The sequence below is a fragment of the Alistipes putredinis DSM 17216 genome (genome assembly GCF_000154465.1).
Lineage (GTDB): Bacteria > Bacteroidota > Bacteroidia > Bacteroidales > Rikenellaceae > Alistipes > Alistipes putredinis.
Map to the genome: position 1 here is coordinate 24,986 of NZ_DS499580.1, position 19,809 is coordinate 44,794.

Sequence of the window (19,809 nt, forward strand, 5' to 3'; positions counted from 1 at the left end):
TTTTGATGGTTATTCGTTCGGGTACGATGAATATGAAACAGATGTATTTGTCTTCCGCTCCGGATATTTCCGAATTTTGGCGTAAAGATAGAAAAAACGGTTCGGAGTACCTTACATTCCCATTTATTTTGTACTTTTGTTTTTCAGAAAATAGTAAATGCAAAATACGATGACTCAGGAAGAACTTTTCAAAAAACTGGTAGCCCACTGCAAGGAGTACGGCTTCATCTTTCCTTCCAGCGAAATATACGACGGACTGGGTGCCGTGTACGATTACGGGCAGAACGGCGTCGAGCTGAAGAACAATATCAAGCGTTACTGGTGGGATTCGATGGTGCGTCTTCATGAGAACATCGTCGGCCTCGATTCGGCGATCTTCATGCATCCCCGCACGTGGGAGGCTTCGGGCCATGTCGGGGCGTTCAACGACCCGTTGATCGACAACAAGGATTCGAAGAAGCGTTACCGCGCCGACGTGTTGATCGAAGAGTGGCTGGCCAAGCAGGACGACAAGATTCAGAAAGAGGTCGATAAGGCGAAGAAGCGCTTCAAGGAGAACTTCAACGAGGAGCAGTACCGCTCGACTTCGCCCCGTGTGCTGGAGATTGCCGCAGCGCGGGACTCCGTGCACAAGCGCTTTGCCGACGCGTTGAACGCCAACGATCTGGAAGAGCTGCGGCGGATCATCCTCGACTGCGAGATCGTCTGCCCGATTTCGGGTACGCGCAACTGGACCGAGGTGCGGCAGTTCAACCTGATGTTCTCGACCCAGATGGGATCGACGGCCGAAGGCGCCAATACGATTTACCTGCGGCCCGAAACGGCGCAGGGTATCTTCGTTAATTTCCTGAACGTGCAGAAGACCGGCCGCATGAAGCTGCCGTTCGGCATTGCCCAGATCGGCAAGGCGTTCCGCAACGAGATCGTGGCGCGGCAGTTCATCTTCCGCATGCGTGAGTTCGAACAGATGGAGATGCAGTTCTTCGTCCGCCCGGGCGAGGAGATGCGGTGGTGGGCCGAATGGCGCGATACGCGTATGAAATGGCATCGGGCGCTCGGTTTCGGGGCGGATAACTACCGTTTCCACGACCACGACAAGCTGGCCCATTACGCCAATGCCGCGACCGATATCGAGTACAATTTCCCGTTCGGGTTTAAGGAGGTGGAGGGCATCCACTCCCGCACGGATTTCGACCTGTCGAACCACCAGAAATTTTCGGGCAAGAAGATCCAGTATTTCGACTCCGAAACAGGCGAAAGTTATGTGCCTTACGTCGTGGAAACCTCGATCGGCGTGGACCGTATGTTCCTGCAGGTGATGTCGGCGGCTTATACCGAGGAGAAGCTCGAAAACGGCGAAGAGCGCGTCGTGCTGCGGATTCCTGCAGCTCTCGCTCCGACGAAGGTGGCCGTGTTGCCTTTGGTGAAGAAGGACGGCATGCCCGAAGTGGCGCAGCGGATCGTCGATCTGTTGAAGTATGATTTCAACGTCGTGTATGACGAGAAGGATTCGGTGGGCAAGCGTTACCGCCGGCAGGATGCGATCGGTACGCCGCTGTGCGTGACCGTCGATGGCCAGACCCTCGAGGATAATACCGTGACGGTGCGCCACCGCGATACGATGCAGCAGGAGCGCGTGGCGATCGATGCCCTCTTCGGACTGGTCGATGCGGAGTGCTCGCTGCGCAGCCTCCTCAAGAAATTGAATGTCTGACAGGGCTGTATGCGGGTTTCGCGCGGGTGTGTCGGACGGCGAGTACAGTGTGCTTTGTATCGGGGATGTCCGTGAGGGTGTGTGGGCCGGTGTTGTTCGAGCTATTGGATAAGGTAAGATCGTGGGACGTATTTTGGCCATAGATTATGGAACGAAGCGCACGGGAATCGCCGTGAGCGATCCCTTGCGGATCATTGCCGGAGGGCTCGAAACCGTCGAAACCAAAGGGTTGGAACGCTGGTTGGCGCAATATTTCGCGGCGAATGACGTTTCGACCATAGTGATCGGAAAGCCGATGCAAATGAGTGGCGCTCCGTCCGAAACGTGGCGTTACGTGGAACCGTTGGCGGCCCGCCTGCGCAGGGCCTATCCCGACAAGGAGGTGGTGTTTTACGACGAGCGTTTCACCTCGGTCATCGCTCACCGCACGATGCTCGAGAGCGGTATGGGCAAGATGGCCCGCCGGGACAAGGCGCTTGTGGACAAGATATCGGCGACCATTATCCTGCAAGGATATATGGAGAGCCGAAGTTAGTTTTCCGGCTGCGGCCGGGTTAAAAATGGAAAAAAGTTATGATTTATCCGATAGTTGTTTTCGGGGCGCCGGTACTGCGCGAAAAATGCCGGGAGATCGGACCCGACTATCCCGAAGTTAAAAAGTTGATCGAGGATATGTTCCTCACGCTCGAGGAGGCCGAGGGCGTAGGGCTTGCGGCTCCCCAGATCGGTAAAAGCATCCGCCTGTTCATCGTGGACTGCACGCCTTGGGGCGAAGATCATCCCGAACTGGCCGATTATCGGCGTGCGTTCATCAATCCCGAAATTTACGAAGTTTCCGAGGAGACGAAACTCTACGAAGAGGGATGTCTTTCGCTGCCGGGATTGCACGAGAGCGTGCGGCGTTCGCTTGCGATCCGGATGCGCTATCTGGACGAGAATTTCGAGCCGCACGACGAAGAGTTCACCGGGCTGCCTGCCTGGGTGATCCAGCACGAATATGACCATCTGGAAGGAGTCGTCTTCACGGATCGCCTGTCTCCGTTGCGCAGAAATCTGATTAAGAGTAAGTTGATGAGCTTGACGAAGGGGCGTTACAAATGCTCGTACAAGACTAAATAGGGATTGCTCCGGTAAAAGTTACGGATTGACCGAAAAGAGAGCGATATTGGCCTAAAAGTTGAAATTTTCCGGAGAAAGGGGTAAACTCCGGAAAATTATTATTACCTTTATATATCTAAATTAGGAAAGTATATTTCAATTATTTTAAATTTTCATACGATGAAAAAACTTTTACTTACATTGGCAATGGGCTTGCTCGCGTGGTCGGCATCTGCCCAGAATTGGACGGTCGGTGGTCGTATCGGATCCGGTTTCCAGGCTGTCGGACAGTATGTATTCAGCAACGATAATTATGTGGAAGCCCGTTTCGGTGCTTATTGGGCCAATGCCGGCGGTACGGTGACGGCCGATTTCTCGGTGTTGTATAATTGGAATGTTTGCAATATGGATTGGACTCCGTCGGCAGGCCGTTGGTTCTTCGATGCCGGTGCAGGTATCAATGTGGGCGGCAAAGGGCATTACGCTTATGTAGGCGTGGCCGGCTCGGCTAAACTGGGTATTGCCTTCAAGGGGGCTCCGGTACGTCTTTCGTTCGACTGGTCGCCGGCTTTCGGTCCCGGAATCGCTTATTGGGACGGGGGATCGCATTCCGAGTTCAACGAACGGGCGTTGTGCAACTTCGGTATTACGTGCGTTTATTGCTTCTAAAGAGAGAACCCGAGGAAATAAAAGAAGCCCGGAGCAATTTGCTCCGGGCTTCTTTTATGCTGTCGGTTCGGTGCTTTTTCTGTTCGATCATTTCCCCCCCCCTTGCTGATGAAGAACGTTTTCCGAGGGGAGGAATTGAGGAACTGAACGTAATATGGACCCGGAACGGTTGCGGTCGGAGGCGAAAAACGGGCTGGACTTTCGGGTATTCAACGACGTGTGTAGAATTGTCTTTGGAGGTTGTATTCGTTTATATCGGATTTGTTTCGGGCGACGAAACTTTATTTTGCTTTGGGCGGCGTTTCTCTTGGCTGCGGTTGTAATCTTCGCTGCACCTGTAGGTTCTTTTCGGGAGGGAGGGTGCGTGTACACTCCGCGATCCCGAAGCATTTGAATCGCAGGTCCGAATAGCGATAATCGCCGTGTTTTTCCGTTAGAATGTGAAAGTTCCGCCCAGGGAGATCAGGATCGGATTCCGTGCGAACATGGCTGTCTGGAAACGGTATTTGAGCATGAGCGATGTACTCCAGCGGCGGCTTATCCGGTAGTCGCAGCCTCCGCCCACATCGAAGCCGCAGGACCATTTGCCCAAGTCGTTCACATTGACGCCGACTGTGGGGAAGAGGCTCCATTGTTCGGTTATGTGGAAGAGATAATGAGCGTCGCACCCGATGTCCACCGAACATTCCGATTTGCAGGGAATGACGATTCCCATTTCCAGCCGCAGCGCATCGGTCAGGCTGTATCGGAAATAGCCGCCGATGCCGAAGACGGCGCCCCGGCCGGTATGGGTGTAGAGATTGATCTTCGGACCTATGCCCCAGGAACCTCTATCCTGTGCCGATGCGTAGAAAGCGCTGAATAAGATAAGTATTGCCAGCAGTGTTTTTTTCATAGCTTTTGCAGACTTCGATACGGCTTTTGCCGGAATGATTCCTTGCTGCCGTCGGATAATTTAGATTCTCTCGAGAACAAAGATACGAACGAACCGGCCGTATGAGCAAATTTATATTTGCACTTTGCCGAGGCGGAGTACCTAAGATGAAGTCAAAGGTACGAAAAATTTCCGTTTCGCCGAATCCTGGGGAGCCGAATGAAAATGGAGATACTCTGAGATCGAACAGTATTTGTCACAGGATCGTGTGTGGGGTTTATACGTGCTGTATTTTGAAAATTATTTTTTATGATTAAAGAGGCATGTGGTGGTTGGTTTGATAATGGACGGTGTCTTGTTCTTTTTTGTAAATAATTTGTGTGTGTCGTTATAATGTTGTAAATTACATGGGAATAAATATTTTACAAACAATCCCTCCTAATGTTTCGATTATGAAAAGACTATTATTCGGTATATTGGCAACGTTGCCGCTGGCGTATTGTATGACGGGATGTAGCAACGATACAGACTACGGAGGTTTTAGTTACTTTATCTGGGCCAATGACAGCGATCACCGGATTACGCTCTCCGTGGCACGCGAGTACGGTGAGTTGGTAATCGAAAACGAAATCATAGAGCCGGGCGAAAGTTTTGAGAGCGAAAGGGTGGATGGGGCAATAGCATACTGTCCACCTCCGTCGAGCTATATCCGGTATGTGGAAGTTGTCTTTGAGGATGGGACTAAAGCGATTTATATCAAGGGGTATCAGCCGCCGCGCGATTCCGATTATTATTCGAGGCAGGACTCTACTATCGATTGGAATTATGAGGAGGAGGTAACGGCATCTCATGCGGTCAGAACCCGTTGGACCTATACTTTTACCAATGCCGACTACGATGCGGCGGTGGCGCAGCAATTCGCTGAATAGGAGTTGCCGGTCGTGGTTATAAAAATCCTCCCGAACCGATTGGTTCGGGAGGATTTCGTCGCATGTATATCGTTTTATGCCTCTTTGAGAGCCGCATGCGCTGCCGCCAGGCGTGCGATGGGCACGCGGAACGGAGAGCAGCTCACGTAGTTCAGACCTGCGAAGTGGCAGAACTCCACCGACGAAGGTTCGCCGCCGTGTTCGCCGCAGATGCCGCATTTGAGGTTTTCGCGTGTGCCGCGGCCTTTGAATACCGCCTCGCGGATCAACTGTCCCACGCCGTTGCGGTCGAGGATCTGGAACGGGTCGTTCTTCAGAATGCCCTTCTCGAGGTAGATCGGCAGGAACTTGGCGATGTCGTCGCGCGAGAAGCCGAGCGTCATCTGCGTCAGGTCGTTGGTGCCGAACGAGAAGAATTCGGCGACTTCGGCGATCTGGTGGGCGGTGACTGCCGCACGCGGAACTTCGATCATCGTGCCGACCATGTATTCCAGGCGGTCGTTGCGTTCAGCGAAGACCTTCTCGGCCGTCTGGTCGATGATGTTCTTCTGGTAACGCAGCTCCTTGTGGTTGCCAACCAGCGGCACCATGATCTCCACGTGTACGGGAATCCCCGTTTTCTTTACGTTCATAGCCGCCTCGATGATGGCCCGGGTCTGCATCTCGGTAATTTCGGGATAGGTGTTGCCCAGACGGCAACCGCGATGGCCCAGCATCGGATTGACTTCTGCCAGCAACTCCACTTTGGCCGCGATTTTTTCGTAGGGAACGTTCATGTCCTTGGCCAGTTCGCGCTGTTCCTTCTCGAAGTGGGGGACGAACTCATGCAAGGGGGGATCGAGCAGGCGAACCGTCACGGGATGGCCCTGCATCGCCTTGAACAGACCCTCGAAGTCGCCGCGCTGCATCGGCAGCAGCTTGGCGAGCGCTACGCGGCGGCCGGCTTCGTCATCGGCGAGAATCATCTCGCGTACGGCCTTGATGCGGTCGCCCTCGAAGAACATGTGCTCCGTACGGCAGAGACCGATACCTTCGGCACCGAATGCGAATGCCTGCGCCGCATCTTTCGGCGTGTCGGCGTTGGCGCGTACTTTCAGCACCGAGTACTTGCGGGCCAGCTCCATGAGCTGTCCGAAGTCGCCGCTCAAATCGGCGGCCTGTGTCGCTACCTGCCCCAGGTACACCTCGCCTGTCGAACCGTTGAGCGAAATCCAGTCGCCCTCCTTGATTTCATATCCGTTTACGCGGATCGTACGTGCCTTGTAGTCGATCTGCAGCTCGCCTGCACCCGATACGCAACACTTGCCCATGCCGCGCGCTACGACCGCGGCGTGGGAGGTCATGCCGCCGCGTGCGGTCAGGATGCCGACGGCGTCGAGCATGCCCTTCAGGTCTTCGGGCGAAGTTTCGATGCGGACCAGAATCGCACGTTGGTTTTTCTCTTTGAGCATTTTTTCGGCATCTTCGGCGAAGAACACCACCGGACCGGTCGCTGCGCCCGGCGATGCGGGCAGTCCCTTTACGATGACTTTGGCGTTTTTCATCGCCGTCTTGTCGAAAACGGGGTGGAGCAGCTCGTCGAGTTTGGCCGGCTCGCAGCGCAGTACGGCGGTCTTTTCGTCGATCAGGCCTTCGCGCAGCATGTCCATGGCGATCTTCACCATCGCGGCGCCCGTACGCTTGCCGTTGCGACACTGGAGCATCCAGAGTTTGCCGTCCTGGATCGTGAATTCGATGTCCTGCATATCCTTGAAATACTGCTCCAGGTGGTGCTGTATCTCGTTGAGTTCTTTATATACGGCCGGCATCACCTCTTCGAGCGAGGGGTATTTGCTGCGACGCTCGGCTTCCGATACGTTCTGTGCTTTCGCCCAGCGACGCGAACCCTCGATGGTGATCTGCTGGGGTGTACGGATACCCGCTACCACGTCTTCGCCCTGCGCGTTGATCAGGTATTCGCCGTTGAAGAGGTTCTCACCCGTTGCGGCGTCGCGCGAGAAGGCTACGCCCGTCGCCGAGTTGTCGCCCATATTGCCGAATACCATCGCCTGTACCGATACGGCCGTGCCCCATTCCGCCGGAATGTTGTTGAGCTTGCGGTAAAGGATGGCACGCTCGTTCATCCACGAACCGAATACGGCACAGATAGCGCCCCAGAGCTGATCCCAGGGATTTGCCGGGAAATCCTCGCCGGTCTGTTTCTTTACGGCTGCCTTGAAGTTGTGCACCAGCTCCTTCAGGTCGTCGGTCGTCAGGTCGGTGTCGTTTTTCACGCCGCGCTTCTCTTTCTGCGCATCGATCAACTCCTCGAACGGATCGTGCTCCTCTTTCGAAGCGGGCTTCATGCCCAGCACCACGTCGCCGTACATCTGTACGAAACGGCGGTACGAGTCCCATGCGAAACGGGGATTGCCCGTGCGCTTGGCTACGGCTTCCACGGCCTGGTCGTTCATACCCAGGTTGAGGATGGTGTCCATCATGCCCGGCATCGAAGCGCGTGCGCCCGAACGAACCGATACCAGCAGCGGCATCTCTTTGTCGCCGAACTTCATGCCGGTCAGTTTTTCGATGTTCTTCATCGCCTTCTCCACTTCGGGGCGAAGCAGCCCCACGACTTTCTCGCGTCCTTGTGCGTAGTATTCGCTGCATACTTCGGTGGTGATGGTGAATCCCGGGGGAACCGGAATACCGATCAGGTTCATTTCGGCCAGGTTCGCACCCTTACCGCCGAGCAGTTCCCTCATTTTGCCGTTACCTTCCGCTTCCTTGTTGCCGAAGGTATAGACTCGTTTAACGTCTGCCATAACTTGTCGTTGTTGATTATAATAGTGTTTTTCCCAATAAATGTGCTGTTTCAGAGTTGTTTCCGCCGGGCTGCGGGCGAGGCCTTCCATTGGGAAGGCAACGGTGAAAAAACCGTCTTTTCCGGAGGGGCAAAGATACGATGATTTTTCGGATAATCAAAAAACTTATTTAATATATAAAAATATTGGAAAATATCGGCCGATGCCACCCGTATAGCGTTGTCGCCGATAGGTCGGCAGGGGCGTTCCGCTGCGGGGATCGAGCAGGTCGCGCCGGGCAAAAACATCGGCCCGGATGACGGTTAGCGCCGTGTCTGTCAGGATTCGGTCGTGCAGCCACCAACCGCCCCGTGCGTAGGCATTGCCCCGCCCTCGGCGCTCGGCCGGAGCCAATGCATCCCTGAGCGAGAGTTTTTCCGCAGTTCCAGACGGAAGCTTGCCTGCACAGAGGATCCGGATGCCGGGTGTTCGTTCGCGCAGCTCCTCCAGTAGTTCGGCAGCATACCGGTCGCCGCGTGTCAGCAGTACGGCTGTCGGTTTTCCGTCCAGCGTACCCTCGACGCAAAGATAGCCATAGCCCGTTTCGATGCGTTCCGTGAAGAACCGGTCGGCATAGTAAAGCAAGGCGAAATCCATCCCGTCCAGCGTATTGAGGGTGCGGTGCACATAACTGTACGGCAGGTCCGACGCCCGGACCAAGTCTTTGACAACCTCCTCGTTTTCGACTCCATACACTCCTGCGAGCGGCATCGCCATTCGGCCGATTACAGCGCCCGCCCGTTCGACTTTGGCGCGGTAACGCTCGCCGCTCCAGCGCAGCCGTCCTTCGGGTGTGTAGTCCGTGTCGTCGTAGAAGAGCGACGGGATCGTGTCGTAGAGGCGGTCGAGGTCGTAATAGGCGAAACCCGTGCGTTGTTGGGCGTGGATGGCACCGAGAGAAGCGATGACGAAGAATATCGCCAGAAAGCTTATTCGTTTCATATTCGCTGCCGCTGCGGTTTTTCCTGTCCGACTTTACGTAGGAAACTGACCGTGTTATAATTTAATAGGGTAAATTTCAGTTCTTCGATATTCCGGTTGATTTGTTTGAATCCGTGATTTTTGAAAATTCGTACAGTCGCTTTTACCATCAAAGAGTATCGAATTGCAACCCAAATTACGCAATATTTCCGATAATGCCAAATCCGATGCCGTAAAATGTCGGAATTATTTTGAGCTGCTGAGAAATTTTGAGCTTTGCCCGAACAATCTTTAACTAAGTTTTACCTGTAAATCGCTGTCAAGTCGCCGATATGGTAGCTTTTTTTCATCGTATCCGCTGTTGCAGGTTTCGTATCGTCTATAAAATCGTCGCCGGTCAAAAATGCTTCCGTAGTAACCGTGTAAACATACAGGCTGTCTTTAGTCAGCACGCTATATATTTTTTTTGAGCGGGGACCATCTCCATATTCCGCCGCAATTTCGATATAGCGAACAATTTTACCGTGTTCGTCGTGCAATATTAAATATTCTCGCGGCCCCGGATCGTCGCCTCCGTCGAGGACCAATCTCATGGTACGATTCCCGTCGAAAGGAATTCGATAATATTGTTTCCAATTTCCGTATCCCGTCGTATCGTTACCTAAAAGCAGCGCTAACCGATAGATCGTATCCCGATCCGTAATCATGGAATTGCCTGCTCGGTCCAGGGTGTAGTCCGATAATTTTAACCGATTGTTGAGATTGTCCGATTGCCGATCGATGCAAAATACCGTGCCCTGCAAGTTACGACAACTCGAACAAATGAATAATGTCATAAATATTATCGTGTGTTTCGTCATGGAAGGTAGCCTTTGTCCGAGAGGATCAATATCACCAAATTAAGCAAAATCCGGCAAAAATCCAAATTCGGAGGTAGAAAACCGCTGTGGGGATCATTCGGTGCGAACGAATATGATAATTCCATCTATTTTCCGGGCTTTGCGGCTGGTCCGGACTGTTTATGCCGGAAGGTTTTGTATTCCGGTGCTCCCGAAGCATACGCTTACCTTTACCGACCGAGGCGACGTTGCCTCGGTTAAAATCATTTGTATTATGATAATAGGTTATTTACGTGTCAGCATGGGAAAACAGCATCTTGCCAACCAGCAGGATGAGATCCGGCGTTTCGCCGAAAGCAGGAATCTCGTCGTGGATCATTTATTGCGGAAATAGATAGCTGGTGAAATTTTCTGTTTTTGTTTTTTTATAAAATAATTTTTATATTTACACCCGTATTTTGCGAAAAGGCCATGCAGATGGTTTGCTTTAACCGCAGACGAATGGTGATATGATAATATTGTAAACGAAGAAACCCTTAATTGCCTTATTAAAAATTTTTTTATGAAACATTTATTTGTTAATTTATTTTCTCTTGTATGCATGCTGCTTGCAGGAGTAGGATTGACGGGGTGTACCGACGACAAGACAGAACCAGACCCCGGTACTTGGCCTTCATTGGAAGTGAAGTTCCTTGAAGCACAGTATTCGACAGTCAAATTGGAGGTGACTGCCGCTAATTTGACAGAAATTGCTTACCTGGCGACGCCCAAGGCCGATGCCAAGGAGACCCCGACGGCAACGATCGTCTTTGCGACCGGCGTCAAATCTGCGATTGCGGACGGCGTTTCTTCGCTGACCGTAAGTAAATTGGACCCCGATACGGAGTATGTGATCTATGTGGCTGCCACCACTGCGAACGAAGAGTTCTTTGAGAAGGTTCTCGAGGTTGAGGCCAAGACCGCTTCGTTCGGCGATAACGCGTACGACGTGTTTGACGTGGACTACATGAGTTTTAGCATGAACGTGAAATTCCAGCCGACCGATCCCGAGAATGTGATCAGATATCTGTTGATAGACATGTTGACGTATAACTATCAGAGTATGATGGGCAATACCGACGCCGACATGATGAATTTATTCGACGATATATATCACAACTATATCACTGAGAACACCGTTTTCGTATTCAACGAGGAGAATTCGATTATACGCGACGAGAACGGCGAGCCTGTGACCGATGAGGAAGGCTCGATGATAACGCTCTGGAATCCGCTGGTACCCGGACAGCTCAACTATGTGTTGCTCGGCGAGTTCGCATATGGCGAGCACCCTTGGGGCTTCGGTCAGGGATATTATCTTCCCCTTTGGGATAAGGACGCATACTACGAAGCTGTCGGCGGCGGCGGTATCTTGGAAGGAGCCAGTTCCCGTGCCGACGATGTAGAGCAGGGCGATTTCTGGACCGGCTACTACCAGAAGATAGAGGTTACCAACAAGAAGCCCGAAAAACTCGGTGAGATCAAGATCAATACCGATAAATTGAAACCCAACGGCGGTCTGCTCACTTTCGAGTTGTGCGAGGGGGTATCCTACCTGTGTCTTGGTATTTTCGAGGAGTATGATATGGAGGTGATTAAGACGTCAATGCTGAAAGGCGACCTGTCGAATATGCAGTGGGCGCTGACCTCTTACAACGCACCTTACATCCTCAATGTCCAGACTTATGAGATAGCCAAAGGGCAGACCGACTTCTCTTTCAACCTGACGGAGTATTTCACTAAGTTCACGCCGGGTACGAAGTATTACGTCTATGCGGTGGGTATCAACGATAATACCGGTTCGAAGCAGGCTTTCGCCAAACTCGAAGGCTTTACGCTGCCCGAACCTACGAAACCGGCTCCCGAGGTAACCGTTACCGGTATCGATGCTCCGGAAGGTCATGAGGAGTCGCCCTACGAAGTTTGGTTCAATATCAAATGTACTACGGGTGACGCGGTGACTGCCAAGTACGCTGCCAACTACGAGCGTGAGTGGGAGGTCGAACTCAACGCCGGCAAGACTAACACCGACCTGATCGAAAACGGTAACGCGTTTACTCCGGATGATATCGAGAAGATCAACTCGGCCGAGGGTTACAACGTAATGTTCTCGACCCGTCCCGATGCCAACACCTACCTGGGTGTAATCGCTTACAATGACGAGGGTACCGGCAACGATCCCGACAAAGATGGTTCTGCCATCGGCAAGAAGCGTTCTATGCCTGTACCTGATAAAGAGCTGGTAGATTCGAAGTATTTCGAAAGTCTGCTGGGTGAGTGGACGCTGTCGGCTGAATACGAGGGCGGCGAGGCGCCGATGACCTGCAAGGTGGAGATCGTTTCTGGACTGACGTGTCCGGAGAGTCTGTCCCAGGAGGTCATTGACTACTATCTGAATAACACAAACTACTCGAAAGAGCAGGTAGAGAAGTTGTACGAGGGCTTCAAGAAGCAGCTTAAGCTCTACAATGAGCGTCTGCGCGGCCAGAACCGCCTGCTTTGCCTGGGACTCGATATCGACCGTCCGAAGTACGAGTACAGTACCAACTACCTGGCCGGCTGGAAGACGCCATACGACCTTTTCATCGCAACTACGGAAGAGTACAACGGCTACGATACGGAGTCTATGTTCTTCGATTTCGGTCCGAAGTGGTATCTCGAGATGAAATCCGACGGTTCCGTAGTCGCTCCGTTCGACGTAACCAACCTGCCGCCGCTTACGTTATGGAACAAGGGGGCCGAGTACTATTTCATTGGTATCAGCAAAATGGCGATTACGCAGGGTGAGTTCCCCGTAACGATTAGCAGCGATAACTCTACGATCACTGTAGGGGGATATGAGTACGAAGGTGATACTTACTACCCGAATGCAGCGAAGATAATGTTCGGAGGACAGTATTCGACCAACACCCGGGTATGCGGCGCACTGACGCTGACCAAGGGTTGGAATGGTGAGTCCGTGAAGTCGGTTGTCAAGGGCGGCAAGTCCGTGACGACGAACGATGTGCTGGGTGCCGAGCGTGCTGTCCGCCCGTTGAGCCGCACGAGCGTATCTGATGCGAAGAGCTACGAGCCGCTTAAGGTTACTCCTCTTGCCGAGAAGTCGCTCCGCGAGCGTTGGAAGCAGCGGGCGGCAGGTAAATATATCCGTCGCTAACAGACTCTTTTGAAATAAGGCAGGGGGAGGTACCCGGAATGGGAATTTTCCCCCTGCTTTATGCTTTTATAAAATAACCGGATGCGCAAATCCGCTGGAGGTGCGGAGGCGTATTTTATGGAAGCAGAAGAGAGTTACTCTTTAAATCGAAAAAAGATTCCGATATGTTGAAAAAACTGTTTGGCTTGGCGCTTGCACTCTTGGCGACGCTTGCCGTTTCGGCGCAGGTTCGCGTGGGGGAGGGCCAGCTCTCCGGTAGTTTCGAGAGCAACTCGATCTACTACCAGGACGACTCGGGATTGGGTGCAGCAGGCACTGCTCCCGACGATCGTTTCGGTTCGAACAACTACATGAAACTCGACTACATGAACGGTCGTTTTTCTGCGGGACTCCAGATTGACGCTTATCTCCCTGCATTGCAGGGATATGAGATCGGTCAGCAGCCCGGAGCCTATCACTTCTATCTCTCCTCGAAGTATATCCAGTGGCAGGATCACAACTATTCCGTGCGGGTGGGTGATATTTTCGACCAGTTCGGCAGCGGACTTATTTTTCGTTCGTTCGAAGACCGTCAGCTGGGATTCAACAATTCGATCGAGGGTGTGCAGGGTATCTACCGCTTCGGCGACTACGTCGAGGTGAAAGGTATGTACGGTCGTCCCCGGCTCTACACCGACTATGCGGATTCGTGGGTGCGCGGTGCCGATCTGCACATTTCATTGAATGATATTTTCGGTTGGAACGCTGCGCAGTTCTCGGCTGAGGGCAGCTACGTCAACCGTTACGAGTCGCTCGACAAGGATCAGACGATCGACTTCGCCTCTCGCGGACTTACCTCGCCCAATCTGAACATGTATTCGGGCCGCCTGAATTTCGACTGGAAGGGGCTTTCGCTCAAAGGCGAATACGTATATAAGGGGAAGGACATCTACTCGACTGTTGCGGACGTAGCCGCAGCCGGCAACGCCATCTTGGTCGAGGCCGGTTATAACTACGGACCTTTCAGCATCTCGGGTAGTTTCCGTCGGTTAGACCGTATGGGGACGATGCTTTCGCTTTACGGCTCTGGTACGGGCAATGTACTCAACTACCTGCCCTCTCTGACGCGCCAGTACACTTACCTGTTGGCCAATTTGGAACCGTATATCGTTAATACCGACGGCGAAATAGGCGGTCAGGTGGATCTCTACTATACGTATCGCAGCAAGTCGAACCGTCATCGCTACTGGAATTTCCACGCCAACTTATCCACTTTCTATACGCTGCGTTCGGAGCAGAGCGAATCGGGCGAGCGGGAGTTGATGTGGCGTGATATTAACATCGATGTAGAGCGCCAGTGGAACAAGAAACTCAAAACCTCGCTGCTTGTTTCGATCCAGAAGCGCAACCCGAGTCATGGTTTCCAGCGTCAGACCTACGTATCCAACATTTTCATAGGCGATGTCACCTACAAATTCGACTCGAAAAAGTCGTTGCGCGTCGAGGCGCAATACCTTTATTCGACCGACTACGAGGGTGACTGGGTCGCGGCTTTGGTGGAGTTCAACATGGTGCCGCATTGGAGTTTCTTTGTGAGCGATATGTATAACCTCGACGAGACCGAGGCTAACTCCTTTACTAAAACGAATTATTACAGTGCAGGATTCAGTTACCTGAAAAATCGTACGCGTATTCAACTCAGCTACGGCCGCAATCGTGCAGGCTATGTTTGTTCGGGAGGGGCGTGTCGTTATATGCCGGCTTACACGGGTCTGAACCTTGTGATCACTTCATCCTTTTAATTAAAAAACAGATTATGAAATTCAAGAAATTCATTATCCCTGCGCTTTGTATGGCTATGTTGAGCGCGGGATGTTCGGGGCAGGATCCGGTGACCCCCGGTGGCGGTCAAAACGGCAATGGGGGTACGAATGAAAACATCGAAAACGGTCTGCAGGTGACGGCATCGACGACGGTAATCAATGCCGACGGGCAGGATGCCGCCCGCATTAATGTCTATTATGACAAAGTGAAATTGTCGCTCGACGCAGTCGCTTTCTACGATGCCAAAAGTAACGACGTGCTCGACCTTTCGAAATTCACCATCGAGGACAACACGCTTGTGTACACTGTTACCGAGCCGGGTGAATTTTCGTTCTGGGTTGCTTATAAGACCCACAATACCAAAGATCGTCCGACAACCATTTCTGCTGTAGAGTTCTCGGTGCCTGACGCTCCGGAAGATCCCCAGCCGGACAACACCTCGTTCGTCCGCCGGACGCTCATCACGCAGTTCACGGGCTTGGGTTGCGGCTACTGTCCTTTTATGATCGCTGCGATGGAAGATGTACGCAAGTCGGCCGAATATGCGGACAAGTCCGTATTGGCAGCCTGTCACACCTATGGGGGTGATCCTTATCAGCCCGATGTGCCTTTGGATTACGCTATGGGTGTCAGCACGTATCCTTATGTAAATTTCGATTTCCAGACAGGGATTGGTAATTTTGGTTACAACAGCAACGTATCTAACATCAAGAAAAATATCGACAAATCGCTCTCTGTGGATGCCGGTGCCGGTATTTCGGTCGGTATGGAAGTTGCTGGAAACAAACTGGTCGCTCGTGTTACGGTGAAGGCTGCTCGCTCCGGTTCGTTCCGCGTAGGCGCTTGGGTGCTGGAAGATGGTCTGACAGGTACTCAACTGAACAATGGTATGAAGGGGGATTACGATTTCAACACGCATAATAATGTTATCCGCCACGTGAATAGTCGTTACTCTGGTTCGGATTATTCCGGCCATGAGGTCGGTGCGTTGGCTGCCGGCGGTACCGGTGAGCATCTCTTTACGATGACCTTGGATGAAAGTTGGGTCGTGAAGAATTGTCATGTGATATTCTTCGTAACGGAGCTTGTCGATAAGGGTTACGCCGTAACCAATGCTATCGACGTTCCCGTTAAGTCGTCTACTATACCGTTCGAGTACAGATAGTGTATTCGAACGTAGCAGCATACTGCTGTAAAATTTGCGGGGCGCCTCCATCGGAGTCGTCCCGTCTTTTTGACGCACGGCCGATCCGTGATGCCGGCCGCAACGCAGTGGAGGTGCGGTATGACGCGGCTGAAGAACTCCGGAGGGAAGACAACACAGCACAACGGCCCGTATTCCTTTTTGGCTGAGGCAGATTGTCGATGCCTCCGGGGACGCACCGTGATCGAGGATGTGGGCAGCCCCTTGGGAGCGAGAACGGTTCCATGAAAAAAGGGATCAAGATGTAAATGAAAAGTCGGTGGAAGTCTGTATTTCCGCAGACTTTTTTCATATGCCCGTGACCAGTATCATCTTTCCGGTAAGAGTGTTTTCAGCTCATCCTGCGTGGAAAGGTAGGTCATGTATTGGATGGTGAAGACCTGTTTGTCATCTTCCGTGCGCTCGATCTCTCGGATGTGTAGCAGGTCATATATGTGTAAATCAATGAGTTGCCTTGCGTGTCGACAGATTCGGTTATAAGGTCGAAATCACCGACGAGGCGAAGCGGACGCTGACAGTCATCGGCTACCAGCGCAAATACGGCGTCCGCACCCTGCTCGAATGCATCGAGGAATTTCTCTCGGGACTGATTGTCGACGGCAAACTGTACAGCGGGGAGCGGGTGATCGTGGAGCCCGACGGCGAAAAGGAGGTGATTCTCCGGGGCGCCTAACATAAATTCGTACCAGTGTCGGACGGTTTTCGAATTCCGGCCGAAGCAATTATCGGTAAGAATAACACACTCTTCGCATTGGGTGACAGCACGGTTCCTTTCTGCAAAAAACGCGAAAGCAAATCGTATGTAAGCGTTACTCCGCTGAGCGTGTAAAAGAATCGCTATACGGATAAAAAATGCTGTAAATTTCGCAGCATTTTTTCAATAAACTTCGATTACAATCACGTCGCTTTGGTAGCGTGCAAACTGGTTTGCTTTCTGCGCTCGGTTTAAACGTTTATTTTAAAGGAAACCCGAAGTCGAGAACAAAAACGGTCTCTGTTATTCTCGAGGTGTCTTAAATATAAATAAAAGGAGTTGCTCCGCAAGCCAACCCATCCTATGATGGAAATGTTGTTAAATTTAATATTCTTCAGTTTTAAACGGCTCGCTGAAAGCAACCACTGAGTTGTATTCTCCTGTTTTTGCGTCAACACCTACAACCACGACTTTATATATTCCCGGCTCGAGTTTCTCGAAGCGTCCCATATAACTGCCCCAATACTCTCCTTCGAAACCATAGGTTTTAAAGAAATGAGCACGGTCTCTGCACCATCCTGACGATATTTTTTGTTTTGCAATCTCGTCAATGATTTGCAGAGATTCCTTTACTGTGGTCTCCTCTGTAACTATCTCATAATAGTACAATGCAGTTATCGGATTAGGTATAATATGAATGTTATGGAAACCCCAAGACATATCGACATTAATACTGAAGGTAATTTTGGCTATATCTGTCTCAGTAGTGAAATCTTTTCTGAAAAGCCCTGTTGTTACAGACTGTCCTTTATATCCAAATGCAAAAATAGAATATTCAGTACTACTATCCAGTTGTGTATATGAACCTTGGGTTTCGCCGCGCTCCAATCTGCTTCTCGCAATCTGATCCTTGAAATAGGCTATAATTTCCTCATCTCTCTTCCCTTTAAAATTAGAAGAAGGTTTCATAAATACCGCATAAGGATCGGAATTTGTTGTGGTAATGTTGAAAGATACAGCATCAGAAGTAACTGTTCCCAGCACAATCTCGATCTGATTGTCCGAAGGAGAAACCTTCCCTGTAGCAAACTCGACAGATGCCACTTCCGAATTCACTGTTCCATATGGTGTCAACGAACAAGCAAGGCAAAGATAGTCTGAAGACTCATACTCCAACTTGCTTTCCTTTTCACTCGGGCCGTATAACGCTATTTCAGAAATAACCTGATGTGCAGTTTTATTCAAGATTTGACAAGTACAATATACTGATCCACTGAAGCCTGCATATATTCTGCATTTGACATGCCTGTTCCTGCAAGTTCCGACTTGGAAACTATCTTGGAAAAATAACGGGACTCTGTATCGTCAGGAGTAATTGTTATGGAAAGGTCGACTCCGTCTTTGACATTATTAAGAAAAATCAAACTTGACATCATTAGGTCCCTCATATCCTTCTGCAAAACACTCCTTAAAGACTTTTGTTGTCATTTGTTTATCTTCACTCACACCGAAGATAGTAATATATCTAAGAGATTTTCCAACTCCAATAAAGTTAAAATCAGCATAGACTAAAACAACTACATATCAACAAGTTAATTGATTCTTCGGGTGACGGATTGCCTCCGTTTCCACCCGAATACGGTGGATAGTTCTATTCTTATGTAGGCACCCATGTAGGGAACCGGCAGGAATACATGAACCACTAAAAAATTAACGATATGTATTGTTCGATCACATTCAAAGGTCGCAAAGACCCCCAGGACCCCAAGATGGTCAAACTGGAAATGATTTTCTACAAGACCGGTTACACCCGCATTCCCCGGGTCGTCAGTATCACCGGAGCTTACAAATGCTGGAACAATGAAACCCTGAGTTTTGAATCCGCTTCCAGCGAATACCTCAAGAAAAACCAACTGCTGCTTGAACTCAAAGAGAAGTACATGTCCGTTGCCGAACGGTGGGAAAAGGAATGGCGTAACTTCTCCGTACTGCAATGGGCCGATTGCTTCAAACCCAAAGAAGAGGAAAAGGCAAAGCAGGAATTGAAAGTGCTGACGGTTCTCAAGCTCATCAACGTCCGAATCGAATACTTCGAGAACCACGAAAAATTCAAGAACGGCAAACTCGTTAAGAGTGTCGGCACCGCCAGTATGTACAAGCAGTTCCGCACTTCGCTTTCGGCCTTCACCCAGAGGCAGTACAACAAAGACCTGTCTCGCTTTTACTTCACCGACATTACCCAGAAATTTCTTCTGGAATACATCGTCTATCTGGAGCGGCGCGGCATCGAAAACGGTAATCGTGCCGGCTTGCGCCAGCTCCTTCGCATCTTCCGTGCATTGGTAAACTACGCCAAGGACGAACTCCACATGTACGGAGCCAACCCCGCAATCTTCGAGGCAGCTACGGAAAAGATGGCGTGGGGACAGTTCGAGTCCAAAGCCGTCAATCCGAACATCATCCGCCGGATAGAGTTCATGGACCGCAGCCTCTTCTCCGAGCAGGAGTAGCTTTGTCTCGACCTTTTCCTCTTCAGCTTTTACAGCGGCGGTATGGCCAACGTTGATGTTGTTAACCTGACATGGGACATGATTAACGAAAAGGAAGGCATGATTGTCTATGAGCGTACCAAATTCCCCAAGCTGGCCAAGCCACTGCTTATCGACCGTCTCATCGTAATTCTGGAAAAATACAGAGGCAAGGGGATCGGCAACTACGTCTTCCCTGTCTATACTGAGAAACACGTGACCGACAAACAGAAGATGGGACGCCGTAACAGCTTCTCAACCCTCGTAAGTGAAACATTGGACAAGGTTTGCGAGATTCTGGGAATCGACGAGAAAATGACGTGGTACACGGCACGAGACACATTTATTTCCAGCGAACTCGATGCGGGCACTCCGATTACCCATGTTGCAGAAATGGCGGGCAACAGCGCCCGAACCATCGAGAAGCACTACTACAAGAATACCAAGCAGAAAGAACTGCGCCAGCGCATGAACGCCCGTTACGGTAGTTAAAGTTA

At 51.2% G+C, this 19,809-nt stretch carries 16 protein-coding genes and 2 pseudogenes; 13 read left to right on the forward strand and 5 right to left on the reverse strand.

The window, feature by feature from the left end; genetic code table 11:
• The first annotated feature begins 169 nt into the window (after nucleotides 1–169).
• The 4 genes from ALIPUT_RS08885 (at nucleotide 170) to ALIPUT_RS08900 (ending at nucleotide 3,481) form a co-directional block, all read left to right on the forward strand.
• Nucleotides 170–1,714, forward strand: a complete 1,545-nt coding sequence (locus ALIPUT_RS08885) for a glycine--tRNA ligase (protein WP_022459648.1) — start codon at nucleotides 170–172, stop codon at nucleotides 1,712–1,714.
• Nucleotides 1,715–1,835: 121 nt separating this feature from the next.
• Complete coding sequence (gene ruvX, locus ALIPUT_RS08890) at nucleotides 1,836–2,249, forward strand: Holliday junction resolvase RuvX (protein WP_004329558.1); 414 nt, start codon at nucleotides 1,836–1,838, stop codon at nucleotides 2,247–2,249.
• 38 nt (nucleotides 2,250–2,287) lie between these two features.
• The gene (gene def, locus ALIPUT_RS08895) at nucleotides 2,288–2,833 is read left to right on the forward strand and encodes a peptide deformylase (protein ID WP_004329559.1); all 546 of its coding nucleotides are present in this window, start codon (nucleotides 2,288–2,290) and stop codon (nucleotides 2,831–2,833) included.
• A 159-nt stretch (nucleotides 2,834–2,992) separates the two neighbouring features.
• Nucleotides 2,993–3,481, forward strand: coding sequence for a hypothetical protein (locus tag ALIPUT_RS08900; protein WP_004329560.1), 489 nt, complete (start codon nucleotides 2,993–2,995; stop codon nucleotides 3,479–3,481).
• 433 nt (nucleotides 3,482–3,914) lie between these two features.
• Here ALIPUT_RS08900 and ALIPUT_RS08905 read toward each other — a convergent pair whose 3' ends face one another.
• Nucleotides 3,915–4,376 carry a hypothetical protein gene (locus ALIPUT_RS08905; protein ID WP_004329561.1) on the reverse strand — a complete coding sequence of 154 codons (462 nt, stop codon included), beginning with the start codon at nucleotides 4,374–4,376 and terminating at the stop codon, nucleotides 3,915–3,917.
• A gap of 482 nt (nucleotides 4,377–4,858) precedes the next feature.
• Here ALIPUT_RS08905 and ALIPUT_RS08910 point away from each other — a divergent pair, with 482 nt between their 5' ends.
• The gene (locus ALIPUT_RS08910) at nucleotides 4,859–5,284 is read left to right on the forward strand and encodes a hypothetical protein (RefSeq protein WP_147554446.1); all 426 of its coding nucleotides are present in this window, start codon (nucleotides 4,859–4,861) and stop codon (nucleotides 5,282–5,284) included.
• A gap of 74 nt (nucleotides 5,285–5,358) precedes the next feature.
• Here the strand turns inward: ALIPUT_RS08910 and ppdK are convergent, their stop codons facing one another.
• The 3 genes from ppdK to ALIPUT_RS08925 all read right to left on the reverse strand — a co-directional run bounded on the left by ppdK (nucleotide 5,359) and on the right by ALIPUT_RS08925 (nucleotide 9,884).
• A complete protein-coding gene (gene ppdK, locus ALIPUT_RS08915) occupies nucleotides 5,359–8,088 on the reverse strand; it encodes a pyruvate, phosphate dikinase (RefSeq protein ID WP_040293854.1) in 2,730 nt (909 codons plus the stop codon).
• Between the two features lie 165 nt (nucleotides 8,089–8,253).
• Entirely contained in the window at nucleotides 8,254–9,069 is an 816-nt protein-coding gene (locus ALIPUT_RS08920) for an endonuclease/exonuclease/phosphatase family protein (protein ID WP_004329565.1), read from the reverse strand.
• A 281-nt stretch (nucleotides 9,070–9,350) separates the two neighbouring features.
• On the reverse strand, nucleotides 9,351–9,884 hold the full coding sequence (locus ALIPUT_RS08925) for a hypothetical protein (protein ID WP_040293747.1): 534 nt from the start codon (nucleotides 9,882–9,884) through the stop codon (nucleotides 9,351–9,353).
• 277 nt (nucleotides 9,885–10,161) lie between these two features.
• Here ALIPUT_RS08925 and ALIPUT_RS12810 point away from each other — a divergent pair.
• From ALIPUT_RS12810 to ALIPUT_RS13285, 6 genes and pseudogenes are all read left to right on the forward strand, one after another.
• Nucleotides 10,162–10,260 (forward strand): annotated as a pseudogene (locus ALIPUT_RS12810) (recombinase family protein); the annotation flags it as partial.
• A gap of 189 nt (nucleotides 10,261–10,449) precedes the next feature.
• A complete protein-coding gene (locus tag ALIPUT_RS08930) occupies nucleotides 10,450–13,083 on the forward strand; it encodes a hypothetical protein (RefSeq protein WP_147554447.1) in 2,634 nt (877 codons plus the stop codon).
• A 164-nt stretch (nucleotides 13,084–13,247) separates the two neighbouring features.
• On the forward strand, nucleotides 13,248–14,864 hold the full coding sequence (locus ALIPUT_RS08935) for a DUF6029 family protein (protein WP_004329572.1): 1,617 nt from the start codon (nucleotides 13,248–13,250) through the stop codon (nucleotides 14,862–14,864).
• Between the two features lie 14 nt (nucleotides 14,865–14,878).
• The gene (locus ALIPUT_RS08940; protein WP_004329573.1) at nucleotides 14,879–16,051 is read left to right on the forward strand and encodes an Omp28-related outer membrane protein; all 1,173 of its coding nucleotides are present in this window, start codon (nucleotides 14,879–14,881) and stop codon (nucleotides 16,049–16,051) included.
• 493 nt (nucleotides 16,052–16,544) lie between these two features.
• Nucleotides 16,545–16,763, forward strand: a complete 219-nt coding sequence (locus tag ALIPUT_RS08945; protein WP_004329574.1) for a hypothetical protein — start codon at nucleotides 16,545–16,547, stop codon at nucleotides 16,761–16,763.
• A gap of 36 nt (nucleotides 16,764–16,799) precedes the next feature.
• Nucleotides 16,800–16,919: pseudogene (locus tag ALIPUT_RS13285) on the forward strand (bL27 family ribosomal protein); the annotation flags it as partial.
• A gap of 249 nt (nucleotides 16,920–17,168) precedes the next feature.
• Here the strand turns inward: ALIPUT_RS13285 and ALIPUT_RS08955 are convergent.
• Nucleotides 17,169–18,029, reverse strand: a complete 861-nt coding sequence (locus ALIPUT_RS08955; protein WP_004329576.1) for a hypothetical protein — start codon at nucleotides 18,027–18,029, stop codon at nucleotides 17,169–17,171.
• A gap of 473 nt (nucleotides 18,030–18,502) precedes the next feature.
• Here ALIPUT_RS08955 and ALIPUT_RS08965 point away from each other — a divergent pair, with 473 nt between their 5' ends.
• Nucleotides 18,503–19,294: a phage integrase SAM-like domain-containing protein gene (locus tag ALIPUT_RS08965; RefSeq protein ID WP_004329578.1), complete on the forward strand. Its 792-nt coding sequence runs from the start codon at nucleotides 18,503–18,505 to the stop codon at nucleotides 19,292–19,294.
• A 78-nt stretch (nucleotides 19,295–19,372) separates the two neighbouring features.
• Nucleotides 19,373–19,804 carry a site-specific integrase gene (locus tag ALIPUT_RS08970; protein WP_227088964.1) on the forward strand — a complete coding sequence of 144 codons (432 nt, stop codon included), beginning with the start codon at nucleotides 19,373–19,375 and terminating at the stop codon, nucleotides 19,802–19,804.
• Nucleotides 19,805–19,809 lie beyond the last annotated feature (5 nt).

Bases quoted from the DNA above. Each gene is read 5' to 3' on its own strand.
- ALIPUT_RS08885 (WP_022459648.1), top strand. From the start codon at position 170: ATGACTCAGGAAGAACTTTTCAAAAAACTGGTAGCCCACTGCAAGGAG.
- def (WP_004329559.1), top strand. From the start codon at position 2,288: ATGATTTATCCGATAGTTGTTTTCGGGGCGCCGGTACTGCGCGAAAAA.
- ALIPUT_RS08900 (WP_004329560.1), top strand. From the start codon at position 2,993: ATGAAAAAACTTTTACTTACATTGGCAATGGGCTTGCTCGCGTGGTCG.
- ALIPUT_RS08905 (WP_004329561.1), bottom strand. From the start codon at position 4,376: ATGAAAAAAACACTGCTGGCAATACTTATCTTATTCAGCGCTTTCTAC.
- ALIPUT_RS08910 (WP_147554446.1), top strand. From the start codon at position 4,859: ATGACGGGATGTAGCAACGATACAGACTACGGAGGTTTTAGTTACTTT.
- ppdK (WP_040293854.1), bottom strand. From the start codon at position 8,088: ATGGCAGACGTTAAACGAGTCTATACCTTCGGCAACAAGGAAGCGGAA.
- ALIPUT_RS08920 (WP_004329565.1), bottom strand. From the start codon at position 9,069: ATGAAACGAATAAGCTTTCTGGCGATATTCTTCGTCATCGCTTCTCTC.
- ALIPUT_RS08925 (WP_040293747.1), bottom strand. From the start codon at position 9,884: ATGACATTATTCATTTGTTCGAGTTGTCGTAACTTGCAGGGCACGGTA.
- ALIPUT_RS08930 (WP_147554447.1), top strand. From the start codon at position 10,450: ATGAAACATTTATTTGTTAATTTATTTTCTCTTGTATGCATGCTGCTT.
- ALIPUT_RS08935 (WP_004329572.1), top strand. From the start codon at position 13,248: ATGTTGAAAAAACTGTTTGGCTTGGCGCTTGCACTCTTGGCGACGCTT.
- ALIPUT_RS08940 (WP_004329573.1), top strand. From the start codon at position 14,879: ATGAAATTCAAGAAATTCATTATCCCTGCGCTTTGTATGGCTATGTTG.
- ALIPUT_RS08965 (WP_004329578.1), top strand. From the start codon at position 18,503: ATGTATTGTTCGATCACATTCAAAGGTCGCAAAGACCCCCAGGACCCC.
- ALIPUT_RS08970 (WP_227088964.1), top strand. From the start codon at position 19,373: ATGATTAACGAAAAGGAAGGCATGATTGTCTATGAGCGTACCAAATTC.